Annotated in this window: 21 protein-coding genes and 2 tRNA genes; 11 read left to right on the top strand and 12 right to left on the bottom strand. The window is 61.8% G+C overall.

Annotated elements, in window-relative coordinates; genetic code table 11:
• Positions 1 to 88: 88 nt before the first annotated feature.
• The 3 genes from CFB45_RS37585 (at position 89) to CFB45_RS37575 (ending at position 598) form a co-directional block, all read left to right on the top strand.
• Complete coding sequence (locus CFB45_RS37585) at positions 89 to 391, top strand: H-NS histone family protein (RefSeq protein ID WP_089430199.1); 303 nt, start codon at positions 89 to 91, stop codon at positions 389 to 391.
• Between the two features lie 33 nt (positions 392 to 424).
• Positions 425 to 498 (top strand) — tRNA-Gly (locus tag CFB45_RS37580).
• Positions 499 to 522: 24 nt separating this feature from the next.
• A tRNA-Ile gene (locus CFB45_RS37575) sits at positions 523 to 598 on the top strand.
• 6 nt (positions 599 to 604) lie between these two features.
• On the opposite strand, the gene CFB45_RS37570 is transcribed toward CFB45_RS37575, so the two are convergent.
• The 4 genes from CFB45_RS37570 to CFB45_RS37560 form a co-directional block, all read right to left on the bottom strand.
• The gene (locus tag CFB45_RS37570; RefSeq protein WP_089430198.1) at positions 605 to 1,078 is read right to left on the bottom strand and encodes a hypothetical protein; all 474 of its coding nucleotides are present in this window, start codon (positions 1,076 to 1,078) and stop codon (positions 605 to 607) included.
• 166 nt (positions 1,079 to 1,244) lie between these two features.
• Positions 1,245 to 1,607, bottom strand: a complete 363-nt coding sequence (locus tag CFB45_RS38865; RefSeq protein WP_144025288.1) for a DUF5957 family protein — start codon at positions 1,605 to 1,607, stop codon at positions 1,245 to 1,247.
• Between the two features lie 59 nt (positions 1,608 to 1,666).
• A complete protein-coding gene (locus tag CFB45_RS37565; RefSeq protein ID WP_306427055.1) occupies positions 1,667 to 1,972 on the bottom strand; it encodes a transcriptional regulator in 306 nt (101 codons plus the stop codon).
• A 110-nt stretch (positions 1,973 to 2,082) separates the two neighbouring features.
• On the bottom strand, positions 2,083 to 2,559 hold the full coding sequence (locus CFB45_RS37560; RefSeq protein ID WP_089430196.1) for a hypothetical protein: 477 nt from the start codon (positions 2,557 to 2,559) through the stop codon (positions 2,083 to 2,085).
• Between the two features lie 226 nt (positions 2,560 to 2,785).
• Here CFB45_RS37560 and CFB45_RS37555 point away from each other — a divergent pair, with 226 nt between their 5' ends.
• Entirely contained in the window at positions 2,786 to 3,043 is a 258-nt protein-coding gene (locus CFB45_RS37555; protein WP_144025287.1) for a hypothetical protein, read from the top strand.
• 19 nt (positions 3,044 to 3,062) lie between these two features.
• On the opposite strand, the gene CFB45_RS37550 is transcribed toward CFB45_RS37555, so the two are convergent.
• A complete protein-coding gene (locus CFB45_RS37550; protein ID WP_089430194.1) occupies positions 3,063 to 3,521 on the bottom strand; it encodes a hypothetical protein in 459 nt (152 codons plus the stop codon).
• Positions 3,522 to 4,139: 618 nt separating this feature from the next.
• Here CFB45_RS37550 and CFB45_RS37545 point away from each other — a divergent pair.
• The 4 genes from CFB45_RS37545 to CFB45_RS37535 are packed head-to-tail and all read left to right on the top strand — an operon-like array spanning position 4,140 to position 5,728.
• On the top strand, positions 4,140 to 4,781 hold the full coding sequence (locus CFB45_RS37545) for a DNA methyltransferase (protein ID WP_089430193.1): 642 nt from the start codon (positions 4,140 to 4,142) through the stop codon (positions 4,779 to 4,781).
• Complete coding sequence (locus tag CFB45_RS37540) at positions 4,765 to 5,313, top strand: hypothetical protein (protein ID WP_306427054.1); 549 nt, start codon at positions 4,765 to 4,767, stop codon at positions 5,311 to 5,313. The genes CFB45_RS37545 and CFB45_RS37540 overlap by 17 nt, the downstream gene beginning before the upstream one ends.
• Positions 5,314 to 5,367: 54 nt before the next feature.
• Positions 5,368 to 5,541, top strand: a complete 174-nt coding sequence (locus tag CFB45_RS38860; RefSeq protein ID WP_144025286.1) for an enoyl-ACP reductase — start codon at positions 5,368 to 5,370, stop codon at positions 5,539 to 5,541.
• A 1-nt stretch (position 5,542) separates the two neighbouring features.
• On the top strand, positions 5,543 to 5,728 hold the full coding sequence (locus tag CFB45_RS37535; RefSeq protein WP_089430191.1) for a DUF6900 domain-containing protein: 186 nt from the start codon (positions 5,543 to 5,545) through the stop codon (positions 5,726 to 5,728).
• A 75-nt stretch (positions 5,729 to 5,803) separates the two neighbouring features.
• On the opposite strand, the gene CFB45_RS37530 is transcribed toward CFB45_RS37535, so the two are convergent.
• From CFB45_RS37530 to CFB45_RS37515, 4 genes are all read right to left on the bottom strand, one after another.
• Complete coding sequence (locus CFB45_RS37530) at positions 5,804 to 6,076, bottom strand: transcriptional regulator (protein ID WP_089430190.1); 273 nt, start codon at positions 6,074 to 6,076, stop codon at positions 5,804 to 5,806.
• A gap of 373 nt (positions 6,077 to 6,449) precedes the next feature.
• On the bottom strand, positions 6,450 to 6,662 hold the full coding sequence (locus CFB45_RS37525; RefSeq protein WP_089430189.1) for a DUF3717 domain-containing protein: 213 nt from the start codon (positions 6,660 to 6,662) through the stop codon (positions 6,450 to 6,452).
• A gap of 55 nt (positions 6,663 to 6,717) precedes the next feature.
• Complete coding sequence (locus CFB45_RS37520; RefSeq protein ID WP_089430188.1) at positions 6,718 to 6,909, bottom strand: hypothetical protein; 192 nt, start codon at positions 6,907 to 6,909, stop codon at positions 6,718 to 6,720.
• A gap of 10 nt (positions 6,910 to 6,919) precedes the next feature.
• The gene (locus tag CFB45_RS37515) at positions 6,920 to 7,333 is read right to left on the bottom strand and encodes an antirestriction protein (protein WP_179255155.1); all 414 of its coding nucleotides are present in this window, start codon (positions 7,331 to 7,333) and stop codon (positions 6,920 to 6,922) included.
• Positions 7,334 to 7,493: 160 nt separating this feature from the next.
• On the opposite strand from CFB45_RS37515, the gene CFB45_RS37510 reads away from it, so the two are divergent.
• The 3 genes from CFB45_RS37510 (at position 7,494) to CFB45_RS37500 (ending at position 9,981) form a co-directional block, all read left to right on the top strand.
• Positions 7,494 to 9,503, top strand: coding sequence for a ParB/RepB/Spo0J family partition protein (locus CFB45_RS37510; protein ID WP_089430186.1), 2,010 nt, complete (start codon positions 7,494 to 7,496; stop codon positions 9,501 to 9,503).
• 69 nt (positions 9,504 to 9,572) lie between these two features.
• Positions 9,573 to 9,773, top strand: a complete 201-nt coding sequence (locus CFB45_RS37505; RefSeq protein ID WP_089430185.1) for a hypothetical protein — start codon at positions 9,573 to 9,575, stop codon at positions 9,771 to 9,773.
• Between the two features lie 19 nt (positions 9,774 to 9,792).
• On the top strand, positions 9,793 to 9,981 hold the full coding sequence (locus CFB45_RS37500; protein WP_089430184.1) for a hypothetical protein: 189 nt from the start codon (positions 9,793 to 9,795) through the stop codon (positions 9,979 to 9,981).
• A gap of 76 nt (positions 9,982 to 10,057) precedes the next feature.
• Here CFB45_RS37500 and CFB45_RS37495 read toward each other — a convergent pair whose 3' ends face one another.
• The 3 genes from CFB45_RS37495 to CFB45_RS37485 all read right to left on the bottom strand — a co-directional run.
• Positions 10,058 to 10,732, bottom strand: a complete 675-nt coding sequence (locus CFB45_RS37495) for a hypothetical protein (protein WP_144025285.1) — start codon at positions 10,730 to 10,732, stop codon at positions 10,058 to 10,060.
• Positions 10,733 to 11,554: 822 nt separating this feature from the next.
• A complete protein-coding gene (locus CFB45_RS37490; RefSeq protein WP_256978556.1) occupies positions 11,555 to 12,379 on the bottom strand; it encodes a Crp/Fnr family transcriptional regulator in 825 nt (274 codons plus the stop codon).
• 601 nt (positions 12,380 to 12,980) lie between these two features.
• The coding region (locus CFB45_RS37485; RefSeq protein ID WP_306427053.1) for an LPD7 domain-containing protein at positions 12,981 to 13,529 on the bottom strand (549 nt) is incomplete at its 5' end.

The raw sequence follows: 13,529 nt of genomic DNA, 5'->3' as shown, positions 1-13,529 counted from the left end.
TCCGTGATTATGCCGGCATCGTATTGACCAGACCGATTTTGCCGACTAGCCTAGTGGCTCGTTGTTCAACCGAGAATCTTTTATCCCTATGGCGACTTATCTCGAACTGAAAAAGCAGGCTGATGCGTTGGCACAGCAGGCGGAAGAAGCACGACTCGCGGAACTGGACAGCATCATTGCAGCGATGCGCGCGCAGATCGCCGAATACGACATCACACCCGAGCAGCTGTTCGGGCGCCGGCGCGCGGCGGCATCCGGTGCGCGCACTCCCATCGCACCCAAGTATCAGGATCCGAAAACGGGCGCGACCTGGAGCGGCCGCGGCAAAGCACCCCAATGGATTGCAAACGCGAAGAACCGCGATCGCTTCCTGATTCCCATGACCGAGTAAGATAGTGTGTTCGCGGATCAATCCGCGAACCATGCGGGCGTAGCTCAATGGTAGAGCAACAGCCTTCCAAGCTGATGACGAGGGTTCGATTCCCTTCGCCCGCTCCATTTCTTTTTTTGCATCTCCGCTGCGGGCCTCTAGCTCATGCGTGGTTAGAGCAGCGGGCTCATAACCCGCCGGTGCCGTGTTCGACTCACGGGAGGCCCACTCCTCTTAGCTTTTGCCCCGTATCGCCTTCACAACATTCAGCGGCCAAAGCCACACATGGTAAAGCCGGACATTCAGGCGGCCGTCCCAGTTAAGTCCATCAAGTCGTTCTGCAGCCACGACTTTGGCGAGCGCGCAAGCCACCCAACCAACGATGACGTAAGCGCCAAAGTACAGCGTCACATGTTGCATGAATGGATGGCCAGCTCGAGGTCCGATGAACGCGAGGAAGCACAAGAACCCGAGCAGAATACCGAAGTTGACGAGGCGCACGCGCAAGGCCATCTTCGGCGTCATGTTGAGATTCTGTTGGACGGACTGCTTTTCCTGCTGCTCGATCCGCACGCGTTCCAAGTGCTCGACAGCCGACTCGCCCTTTTTGCGACTCCACAAGTACGGGACGACTTTCCGGTAAAGCCACGTCGCACCGATCGATGCCGCAACAATAAAAATCAGGTTTTCGGCTAGGGTAGGTGTCATTGCGATCCTTCGTTACTGGTGGTACCTGGTGTTGGTCGAAAAACGAGCTCATTGTAGCTTCCACGCCGCTGCAGGTTATCTGCCCATGCTTGCATCCTGAAGATCATCGTAGGGCTCAAGCGTTCGCCAGTCGGCGCGGCACCACCAGGCTAAGCCTAGTCGATAGTCAGTAGCAGACCTGACGTGGAATCAACGACCAACCGTAACCGACCCACTCCTGCACATTGGTCCAGTAACAGCGTGACCCAGCATAGTAATAAGGCGGCGGCGCATAGCCTGGCGCGGGTGACCCATACATCGGTGGCGGGCCTGCATACATTGAAGAGCCCGCGATAGCGGAACTGAGCAGGATCCCGCCGACAAGACCAGCGACAACGCCTGCGGCAACTGAGCCAGAGTATCGGTCGGCATGCGCCGGTTGAATTACACCGATCGTCAACACCATCGCAAGCACAACTACACTTTTCTTTCGCATATCGAGTTGCTCCGTGAAGGGAATCATCAAGTTGTAGTCGCGATCGAACGACATCGCACGCACCACAACACGTTGCAAGCGTGGAATTCATTATATATCCCCAATGGGGATATTTAAGAATTTTTCCGATGCCACTCCAGAATGTCGCGAACATAGGCCTTTCCCATCTCGGACATGGCGCGCGCGTCCAGCGAATCTGCAGCCAGGAGCCATTTGTCCAGCGTTCGTACGGGCACGCAGATACGCGCAGCAAACTCTGCTCGCGTCATACCTAACTCCGCCATAGCAGTGCGCAGCAGCTCCTGCTGGGTCGTCTCTTGCGGTTTCCTTTTTCCCGTCATTCCGTTACTCGAACCGGTATTGATCACACAGGCAGTATGATCGTCGAAATCGATCCGTACAAACGCCGGTACACGCATGACGCGTCACATCGTCCCACAAAGCCTGCGGCCACCCAACTGCCCCTTTCGAACACAGTTCAGATAGGGGCAGCTACAGATCCCGTGACGCACGCTCGAGCTCCGGAAGATCACGTGGCCAGCTCATCGTGTATTGACGCATCGGGAACGGTCAGATCGGCAAGCGCATCGATCAGATCCAGCTGGCCAGGCAAGGGCGTAGGCTGGGACGGCGCGCGCTTCGGGCGGGGATGTCCACCGCGGCGAAGGCTGCGTGCGATCACCTGAAGCTTGCGCCACAACACATCGGCGTCGGCCGGTGTCAGTAATCCTGCAGCCGCATCCAGCGCGGTGACCAGTTCATCCAGACGTGCTGGTGCACCAGCAAAGACCGCTCGAGCACGTGCGATCGTCTGACTGTCACGCCAGGCGGAAAGCCATACAGACAATTCACGCCGCTCGTTCCGATCCAGCAGCTCGAGCAGCTCGGCAGGAACACCTTCCTGCGCACGGAAAACACCAATCACGATCTGCCGGGCCCGACGCGTACCAACACGGCGCTCGGCGCGTAGCAGCTTGATCGATCCGCCATGCTCGCGAATCAGCATCTCATCACTCCGGCTTCGTAGGTCGTGCGCGCTCGATCAGTTTTCTCAGCCAGGCCATTCCATTCGCATCGACTTTTGCCCATTGAGCAGGAGTCAAACGAATCGATCGCCCAATCAGGCGATCCTCTTCGGGAATCGGCGGTCGACCAATCCTAGGTTTCGTGGATTTCATGGGCAGGACGATAGCACTTTTCGTTACACAAAAACAGCCGGCCACAGATACTTTTTGTACTACACTATCTATATCTGTGTGATGCTGCGTCGTTGCGCATCCGATCTCAACCTGTTCAAGGTGACCGACATGGACAAGTATGTGGTGATGGTCCGTCAAATAACCTGGTACGACCGGCTTGCCGCGGTGCCGGGCAAAATCCTCAAGTGGGCCATCCTGATCCAGCTGGGCCTGCTGTTCGCTGCAGGCGTCCTCGGCGTGATCGGGCACGTCGCCAAGCTGGTGATCGCCGCGGTGACCGGCGCGCACTGAGTCGCGCCGATTGTTTCGCTCACGGCGTGAAGCGCGTGGGCGGCCGCTCGAACGACTTGCCGTCGATCAGTCGGTCCATCCGCTCGACCGCTTCCATCAGCACGGCGAGTGGCGCCGTACGCAGCTGGTCATCGTGCCACGCCAGCAGCATTGAGACGAGCTCGTCGGTCTTCTCGTCGAACGTCCATACACCCTCGCGCTCACCACGTTCGAAGGCGTCCCGGATTCCACGTTCCGCGGCCACCAGCGCTTCAACCCGGATATCGTGCCTGCGAGCTTCGTCGATAAAGCCCGTCAGCACGACCATCTGCAGCAACACACGCATCCCGAAAGCGCTGCCCTGGTTCATACGGATCGACTCGAGCGTCGCGTGGTACTGCAGCGACATCTGCTCGATCTCCTGCCGCGGCATCGGCAACAGCAACCGCTTGCCGATCTGTCCGCGCGGCCGGCGTCGCGTGTTCGGCCGGCGCGTCATACGTGTCGCCTCGCCGGCGACAACGTCGCGCCAGGGCGGAATTCGCCCGCAAAACCCATCGCCTTTACCCGATTGTAGTCACGCATCAACATCTCTTCGTCGCGGTCTAAAACGTCCTCAGCATAGCGGAATTTCTGTATCTCAATAAATCGATCCCGAGGGGCGTTTCGGCACACTCGCGATCGAAAGGTGCGCGCACGCTACGCGTGCGCGCACCTTTCTCATGTCCAACAGCAACGAAACACCCTGCTTTCCGTTCGCGTCATCGTGCTTGCCACGGTCCACTCATCCAAGGCCTCTGCGGTTCTGATGGGGGTGGTGGCTACCCGTCGCCAACGATCGCCTCCAGGGTGCCGGGAGCCGGTCGTTCACCGTGCGCGCCAGCATGGTCGCGCACGGTGAACGACCTTCAAGAACTTTCGCGGCATAAACGGCCGGCTCTCCCTGGCCGGGAGGCCCACCATTTATTCCACGGTTTCTTGACTCCCGACACCCTTCCGGCGCTCGCCAGCGCCGGGTAGCCACCACCACGCGGATTCCACCGCCCTCGCGCTATCCATCGCCCCGCCCGTCATCTGCCGGGCGGCACAGGTATGACCTTATCGATGGAGCATCACCATGGACTTCTTCTATCACGGCGACTGTCTCGACGTTCTCCCCACGATCCCCGATGCGGTGATCGACTTCGCGCTGACCGACCCGCCCTACTTGGTCAACTACCAGGACCGCACCGGCCGCTCGATCGCGAATGACGTGCGCGGCGACTGGCTCGAACCGGCATTCGCACAGGTGTTCCGCGTGCTCAAGGATGACGCGCTTTGCGTGAGCTTCTACGGGTGGACCAAGACCGATGAATTCTTCCGCGCGTGGAAGAAGGCGGGCTTTCGCATCGTCGGGCACATCGTGTTTGCAAAGACCTACGCGTCCAAGGCGCGTTTCGTGAAGTACCAGCACGAATCGGCCTATGTGCTCGCCAAGGGCTCGCCGGCGCTGCCGGCGAAGCCCTTGCCGGACGTGCTGCCGTGGCAGTACTCCGGCAACCGCCTTCACCCCACTGAAAAGCCGCTGTCGTGCATGCGCGCCGTGATCGACGCATTCACTCAGCCGGGCGATCTCGTGCTCGACCCATTCGCCGGCAGCGGCACCACGTGCGCAGCGGCCAAGCAGCTTGGCCGCCGCTATGTCGGCATCGAACTCGACGCGACCTATCACGCGGCCGCCGTCGCTCGACTGGGCCGGCGCGATGCCATCGCGGCTTAACCCCCACCGAATCGAGAGGACCATCATGGGACTGACCATCACAGCTTATTGCGGTCTGGAAGCACTCGACGCGCCGCGACTCGACGGCAACCGCGAGCCGGTCGACGTGTTCACGGTGCGCCTCTACTGGGCGCCGCGTTTTCCGCAACGCGCGGACGGCCTGGATATCGCGCGCGTGTTTCGGTATCGCAACGCGTTTGAGTTCGCTGTCGGCACCTACATCACGCACGAAATTTTTCGCGAACAGCTCGCCGAGCTCGCCAACTATCCCGCCATTCCGATGGGCGGCAAGAAGATTTGCCACACGAACGGCGCGATCGCGGAATCCAGTGGGCCGTTCAAAGAGTTGATCGACTTCTCAACAACGATGGGCACGATCGGGCCGCGGACGGCGCGCAAGCTCGCCGACGACTTTTCGCGATTCATGCACCTGGTCGATGCCGAACGCAATCCCTTGTTCGCCGAACTCTATCGCAACTGGTACGTCGCATTCGCGCTCGCGCAGCACGACGGCGCCGTGCGGTTCCACTGACCTGATTCACCGGCCGGCCGCTCGCCGCGGCCGGCACCACCTGGGAACCACATCATGGAAAACTATTTGGTGAATGCGCTGTTGAATGCGATCGCCGAGACGACCTTTGGTCATCCCGTCATCGAACAGGACCTACCGGAGTACACGCCCGAAGAAGTCCGCGTCGCCGATATCGCATACGCAATGCGAGAAGCCTTTCGCGTCGGCCAGCTCGTGCGGAGGAATTGAGATGACGCACGCGGAATTCGAAGCGTTGCTCGAGGCGATCGCGCGCGAGCATCTGTTTATCTCGACCCTCGAGGAACGAAAATCGGATCGTCTCGATTTTCATAGCGTCGCGGTCTGGACCGTTCGCGCAGCGCTCGCAGCTGCATACGAAGCCGGGCGAAAGATCGGTCGCAAACCCCGCGGATAATTGACTGTCGCGCCGGCGCCGCCGGTGCGATCGCCGCGCGTAAAGTAAGTGCCGGCCGCATCGAGCGGCCGGCACTTACTCATCTCGGTCGATCCGCCAGAATGGCGAGAAGCCGGCCGCATCGCACAGCAGCACCCACGCCGAATAGGGAATCGGTGCCTCTTCGGCCATCCACTTGCGCACAGTGCGCCCGTTGCTGTTGGTCGAGATCCCCAGGTATTCCGATGCGACCTGGGGTGTCAGCTTGGCCCGGCGAAGTATCTCCTGGACTTCCGCGCCTTTCGGCTGGGCCCAAAATCTCGCCGGCTGCAAGCACTCGCGCCGAATCTCAATGATGTGGTTGCTCATAGGTTTCTCTGCAAATAGATCTCGTCGGGATGGCCCGCATCCAATATCCAGCCCCCAGCGCTGCGCGCCGGGGGAATCACGCCTGGTATGCGATCGCCACGCGATCGCATACCAGGCTTGACGACCCCGCCGTCGGTCCGTTCATGCCCTACCGGATTGCCCCTGCGCTTCGCTCCGGGTCGGGCCTCTCCCCACGCCGGACAAAGCCGGCGCGGGTCCCCGTGGCCCTCAATCCGGGCGCGCGGCGCGCGCGATACGTGCTCGTGCCTGACGCCCCCAGCTTGCAGGAAGGTGGGTTCGCCCGGCCATCGCGCCATACGCACGACACAGCGGTAGGCAGGGGGCGGTTATGCCCCCTATTATCCCATCGGCGCTAGCGCAGCGCGGCCAATGCGCCCTGCACAGCGGCCACCTGATCCGACGTCAACTCAGACGCCGCGATGCGTTCGCGTTTCCCCATAAACATCAACGTATACGGTTCGACCAGAATGCGGGCCTGTTTGCAGACGGTCAGACCGTCGTCGGACGGGTAACGGTCGCGCCAATGATTGATGGCGTTTTCAACTTCGCTTAGCGTGAATTCCATGCCTTTTCGCCCCGGCCTTTCGGCCGGAGCGCCTTGTCGTTACGAAGTAACGGTATCAGTTCGCGTCGCCGCGCGGCTGTTGATCGCGCTCGACACCCAACACCTCGACACCAGACAGACCGTGACGCGTCGCGCAGTCACCGGCCACCACGCACGCATCCGTGACCGACAGAGCGGGCACGAAACAATCAACCGTGACGGGAAACTCACGGCACTTAACGACGACCTTAAAACGCTGCGTTTGCATGGCCGTCCCCTCAGTCGATTGCACGGAAAATTTCACGCGCTTCGGGATGTTGCAGGGCGAACGCGCGCAGTGCATGGTAGGCGTTCGTGAATCGCCCCGTCCGGTCGTCGTGCGCCATCCGGCACAGCACATACAACGTCACGACGATGCCGAACGCCTCAGCCCTCATGTGCCCCTCGTAGCTGTTCTCATTGAAGCAAACGAACAGTTCGCCCTCGTTCGCGGGTGCAGCGTAAAACCCGCCGTTGTCCAGCTCGAAGAACAGCCAGTGACCACCAGAGTATTCCGGCGACAATCGGCGCGCCCACGCATAGATCAGGTTTTCACCGCGCAGGTATGACGGGCCAAAGTGCCTCGGCAAGAACTGCATACGATGCTCTTCAATGACGAGCGTAGATTGAATCTGGGTATCAACAGTGCTCATGTACAACTCCCGAATTCGGCCAAGCGGGATGCCCGGCCACAAAATCAGTATATGCCTTTAAGGCCGAATATACAAGAATTAATCTTGATATATCGGCCTTAAAGGCATATTATATAGTCATGGCCGAGCATCCCGCTTGGCCGAATTCGGGAGTTAAACCGTGAGTGCAAAGCAGAAACAGCAAGCCGTAGTCGACCTGATCGTCGGCAGCCGTGCAGCAATCACCGTGCCTTTTTCGGCACTGGTCGATTCACCGTTCAACGTGCGGCGAGGCGCACCGCTGAACGTGGATGGGATGGCGCAGGCAATCAAGAGCGCAGGCGGGATCATGCAAAACCTGATCGTCCACGAAGTGAAGGCGAAGCGCGGCAACAAGGTGAGCTACGGCGTGTGCGCGGGACGCCGCCGCAAGGCCGGTTACGGCCTGCTGGTCGAGCGCGGCGAAGCGTCGGCCGACGCGCCGATTAACGTCGTGATCGTGACGGATGCCGAGGCGCGGCTTATGTCGCTGATGGAGAACACCGAGCGCGAGGACATGCATCTTGCGGACGTGTGCGAAGGCATCCGCGACCTGCACGCCGAAGGGCGCACGCTCGAACACATTGCCGAGGTGTTTTCTGTTTCCGTGCTCACGGTTCAGCGGCGCATGAAGCTGGCGCACCTGTCGCCCGTGTTGTTCGAGGCGTTCCGCCAGGACGAAATCCAACTCGGTCAGTTGCAGGCGCTCGCACTCTGCCCCGACCCGGCCGAGCAAGAGCGAATCTGGACCGATGCTCAAAAGGGCCACCCGTCGATGCGAACGCCCGAAAGGCTGCGCGAAATCATCACGCGCGCCGAGGTGTCGAGCGAGCATGCACTCGCCCGGTTTGTCGGGATCGAGGCATACGAGACGGCCGGGGGCGAAGTGCGCCGCGATCTGTTTTCTGATACCGGCGGCGGCTACCTCGTCAATCCGGAAATCCTGCACAACCTCGTTCACGCGAAGCTGGAAGAATCGGCCAACGCACTGCGTGCTGATGGCTGGTCGTGGGTGGAAATCAGCCCGAAAATCGACTACGAGTTGATCTACGCATGCACAACCTTGAGCGCAGCACCGCGCGAATTGAGCGCCGACGAGCGCGCCGAGCGCGCCGAACTCGAAGCACGAATGACCCGCGCGAGTGACGCACTCGAAGCAGCTTACGACAGCGACGACGACACCATCGACACCGACGCGCTCGAATCCGAGCATCAAGCGGCGGAAGAAGCGGTTGAAGCCTTCGATGAGCGGTGCACCAGCTGGACGACCGAGCAAAAGGCCGTGTCCGGCGTATACGTCGCCGTGTCACAGCATGGCGTCCTGTTCAGTCAAATGGGGCTTGTCCGGCGCGCGGACATGAAAGCGGCCGGTCAGGCGCTCGGCGCGCAAGCACCCGGCGCACTGCAACGGGCGGCGCAGGCACCGGAACAGGTGAAGCCGCTGCATAGCGAAAGCATGTGCGCCCGCCTGACGGCGCACCGCACGGCCATCGTGCGGCTCGAATTGAGCCGCCGACCGGAAATCGCGCTGGTGACGCTGCTGGCCCGGATGGTGCCGGACGTTCTGCCGGGTCATTTCGGGCGCGGCACACTCGGCATGCTGTGCATCCAGTCCGAATCGTCATCGGAGAAGCTGGTGAAAGTCGCTGACGACATGGCGGATAGCCCCGCATGGATCGCCTACGGTGCGCAGGCCGAATTCTGGCGTGCGCGAATCTCGAAAGAGGCGAACGGCGACCTGTTCGGCTGGCTGATGGCACAGACGGGCGACACGCTGCGCGATCTGTTCGCGTTCTGCGTGGCGGCCACGGTGGACGGCGTGAGCTACAGCGACCACCCGCACGTCGTCAACCGCTTGGCCGATGTGCTTGACGTCGATTACCGGACGTACTGGAAGGCGACGGGCGCGAGCTATTTTCAGCACGTGCCGAAGGCACGCATCCTTGACGTGGTGAAGGAAGCCACGACGCCGGAGACGGCCGCGTCGCTCGACAAGCTGAAAAAAGCCGAACTGGTGGGTGCGGCCGAACGTGCCGTGTCCGAAACCGGCTGGTTGCCCGAGGTGCTGCGCAATCGCGAGCAGCCGGAAATCTGGCAGGCGACGGACGACGAGGAGGAAACGGAAGCCGACGACGAGACGGCCGACGAGTAAGCCACCACCGTGCGCCGGTCCAATCTACCGGGCGGGCGCACGACATCGAATGACCTTCGGAGTACGACAATGAGCACGATAACCGACCGTCTCTATGCACAAGCCCGCGTCGTTCCCATCAAGCCACAGAATCGCGTCAAGACCGTCAGGAAGCTCGACAGCGGCGCGCTCGAAGTGACGCAATGCAGTGGACAGGTTTTTACCATCGAGCCGACGGACGCGCTCTTTCAGGCGTTCATCATATACACAGTCCTCAACCCCAATACGTAAACCAAACAGGGGAACACCGATGAACGCAACGCAAAAATTCATCCAGTTCGTGATGGAAAAGGGCTTCACCAAGGACGAAGCCGAAAGGATTCTCACGGCGTACAAAAAGGCGCGCGTCATCACGTTCGACAAGTTCGCGCCGCAGTTCGAAGTGAAGCACGGTGCGTTTCTGGACGCTGACGTTTTGCGTAATGCGTTGACCGCCTAAACCGGCTGGTTGCCCGAGGTTCAACTCCCCCATCGAGCCGCCCGCGCCATCCTTGGCCGGTGCGGCTTTTTCGCGCCTATCGATCCGGCTCGGTGCCGGTTGCGGGATCGTCAGGCGTGGCGCTGCCCGATTCCCCATCGTGCGCGGCACCAGGTACCGACCTCAACGACGAAAGCGGTTGTCCCGGCTTCCATCCCTTGAATGGATCCGGGAAAAACTGCTCCGCGCTGGCGCGCTCGCGCTCCTGGCGCTGCGCTGGCGTCAACGATTTGCGCTGTTCGTAGGTCAGCGGTCCGGTGCGCCAGTCGGCGGGCAACGATGCCAGTGGTTTGGCGTAGGCGGCGGCCATCTCCTCAAGCGTTTGACGCGGTGGCATTGACGGCGCGGGTGTAACTGCGGACGCATCAGCCGGTGCCGCCGATGGCGTTTCCACGACTGCGGGCGGTGCCGAGGTGGCAGGCGTCGCCGTCGCTGGCACCGGCGCGGCGGGCCGCGTTGCGCCCTGCCGCGCGTGGCGTGGCAGCGGAATTGCCCGTTCGCGACGTACCCGCGAAATCATCACGTCGAGCGTGGCGATGCTGATATCGAGGCCATGCCGGGCCAGCACATCGCGGATCGCGAGGTGACGCACGCCCGCATCGAGCGCGACGCAGACCTGATCGAACATCTCGCGGAACCGCGCCATCTTCGAACGATGCTCTGTTCCAGTGGCGAGGCCCAGCATGTCTTGAGAAAGCGTAAGGCTGGTCATGAAAATCAACCGTGAGAGGTGATTTCCAGATCGTAGAACCACTGCGAATCGTCAGTCAACGATGGAAAAGCTTCGCATTCCGGATGGTTTGGTTCGGTTCAGCCTGCGATCGATGGACCGTGATGTGGACTGTTAGGTTTTGAAACCGCCCTAACGGAAGGGCGGCGTCCGCAGGCACGATAGATATGTAGACGGAAACTAACGTTTCCGCCCACATATCCGTGCCCAAAGGGGCAAAGCCCCTTTGGAAACCCGGCGGGCTTCGCCCGCGCGGAAAAGCGGACGCCGTGGTAACGGCGCGACAGAGGGTTGTGCCACCGGGGCCTGGAAGGCCCCCCTCCTGCAGACATCTCGGGCGGTGGCATATCGATATGGTTTGCGGGCAGTCGGGCGAGCACGCGAGCGCGGTGATTTCGGGGTGCGGCCTTGGACGCGCCCCGAAATCTTTTCCGCGCACTTGGCGGTGCGGTGGCCGCTAGGCCGCCGTAGCGCCTAGTGCCTGCCGGAGGTTGAGATGGTGGTGCGATGGGGTGTCCCATGCAAGCGGGCGTAGCCCGCGTGACGCGGCGGCATAGCCGCCGGTCGATTTGGGGTGGTTAGAGAAAGCTCCTGAATAAGTCCCGACACTTAAATACGATCCGACCCGACAATTAAGGCAACTTATCCACACCTTCCGCCGGTCGACGGCGCGACAACGCAGCGAAACCGCGTGCGGCGCCGCAAATTCGCGCGCGAACGAGGCGAAAATCGCTCGGAATTCTGTGCACAGACGAGCGCACCCCTCGCTGGCGCGATAGGTGCACGTTTATGGGGGAAGTTTGCCTAGTCGCCGGGCGGCGCCAGCTGCTGTCGCGCGACCCGGTAGCAGCGATCGCGGTCCCAGTCGGGGTATTGCATCTTCAGCTCGCCCATGCGCAGCTGAATGGCGCGCTCGAGCTCGGCCTGGCGGTCGACGTCAGCCGACTGCAGCCGACGCTTCACACGCGACTGGATGTTTTTGATTTGCTCGCCGAGTTGCTCGGCCAGCTGCGCGGCCGCCGCGTCGCTCTTGCGATCACGCTTGCGTTGCGCGTCGCGCCGGCGTTGCGCACGCAAGTGTGCGCGCGTGCGTTCATGGTTCAGCCACTTGCCAAGGCCGAACCGTTCGAACAGCGCCGGCGTCAGGTATTTGATGGCGGCGAAGCCGCGATAACGCACGCCCTGCTCAGTTTCCTGCACTTCGCACTGAGGCCGGCTCTTGATCAGCCTGGCGCGGATCAGATCCCGCAGCGCGCGCTCCGCGCGGCGCACCGACAGCCCCGCCTGCTCGGCCAGGTACGGCAGGGTGAAGTCGATCCAGCCATCCTTGCCCGGCACCGCGACGCGAAGCGTCACGAGATCACAGAACTTGACCAGCGCGCGCATCAGCTGCACGCACGCGATACGGCGCTCGCTGCGCTGTTGGCGCGCGCTACCGTTCGCGATGTTCAGCCGGGGCAGCCAGGCCTGCGGTGTGTCGAGGTAGCGCCCAAGGCGCACCTTCAGCTCGCGCAGCAGCTTCGGTGCGCTCGCCGGCGCCGGGTGCGGAATGTCCTCTGGCCAAATCCGTTCGGGCAGTGCGGCCGCCGGCTTCGGTGCGCCCTTCAGGCCTGCGCCCTGCGCACGCAGTCCCGCATGCGCACATCGCGCGGCCGAGACGATGCCGCCGAACAGATCCTGTTCGGTTGTGGCGTCGTCGACGTGCGCGATCGCGCCAGCCTGATCGGGTGGATCAGGCGGAAGCGATGCGGCGAACGAGAAGTCCACGGCGCGGCCTTATGCGGGTCCGCGCTCCAGTCCGGCCGGTGGCCGGTACATCCTAGCTGTGGCCGGGAAGGTTCGGCGGGTCGAGCGTATTGCCACGATCCGCGAAAAAAATTTGCTTGGGCGATTGCCCAGGAATTCTGGTGCTTTCAATCGCGCCGCGCCCGGACAGCGGGGCCATGCCCCGCGCTCGGTTGTTCTAATCATCTGGTCCTCTTTTAAAAAAACGAGTTGACACAGATGACGTCTTGACAGTCGACCGGCGCGGGGTAGAATTTGGACATCCGTGCCACGGGATGGCCTCTTTCGCCTGCGGTTGGCTGTTTGAGCGTCATCAAGACAAGCACCCTGTTTCCAGCAGGGTGTTTTCTTTTGTGCGTCCGGTTTTTCGCTGAAAGCTCCTCGCCATAAGCGATTTGTGTCGAAAATTGGCGCGACTGGCCCGCGCAGGATCGATCCAACGTCGTCATACCCGTGGGCCTCTCGGCTTCGGAGGGCCGTCTGGACCAACCTCTGGTGCTGTGTTCGCTGCCGGTGCCGGACGCGTCGCGTCGTCACGCATGCCAAGCGACACACTCACGTCGGCCAGTTGTCGAGCGACGCGCGACGATCGTGCCTCCGCCAACGCACGGTTCAGATTCTCGTTGCTGAACTGCACCGACAACCCGGCCGCGGCGGCCACCTCGATCGCCGCCTGCTGAAATTCGTCACTGCCGTCCAGCTCGAGCGTGCGGCCGAACTTCATCTGCGCGAGCCGCAGACCTGTCTCGATCGCCGCGCGATCGACCTGCAGCACGTCGACCGCGTCACCGCGATCCACGATCAGCGCCTTGCCATCGCGTCGATAGCTGACGCTACCGCCTTCATCGACCGATAACGACAGCTCCGGCCCATGAAACAGGATCGCGTTGTCCTCGTGCACGCCTGGCATGCCCGGCCGAATCGTATTGACCGGCTTTTCGTCCGCACGGCTCGGATTGCCCGTGCGGCGCAGCTCGGCGAGCGCACGCTCGTC

Origin of the sequence: Burkholderia sp. HI2500 (assembly GCF_002223055.1) — a bacterium.
Lineage (GTDB): Bacteria > Pseudomonadota > Gammaproteobacteria > Burkholderiales > Burkholderiaceae > Burkholderia.
This window is presented reverse-complemented; position numbering and strand designations above follow the sequence as displayed.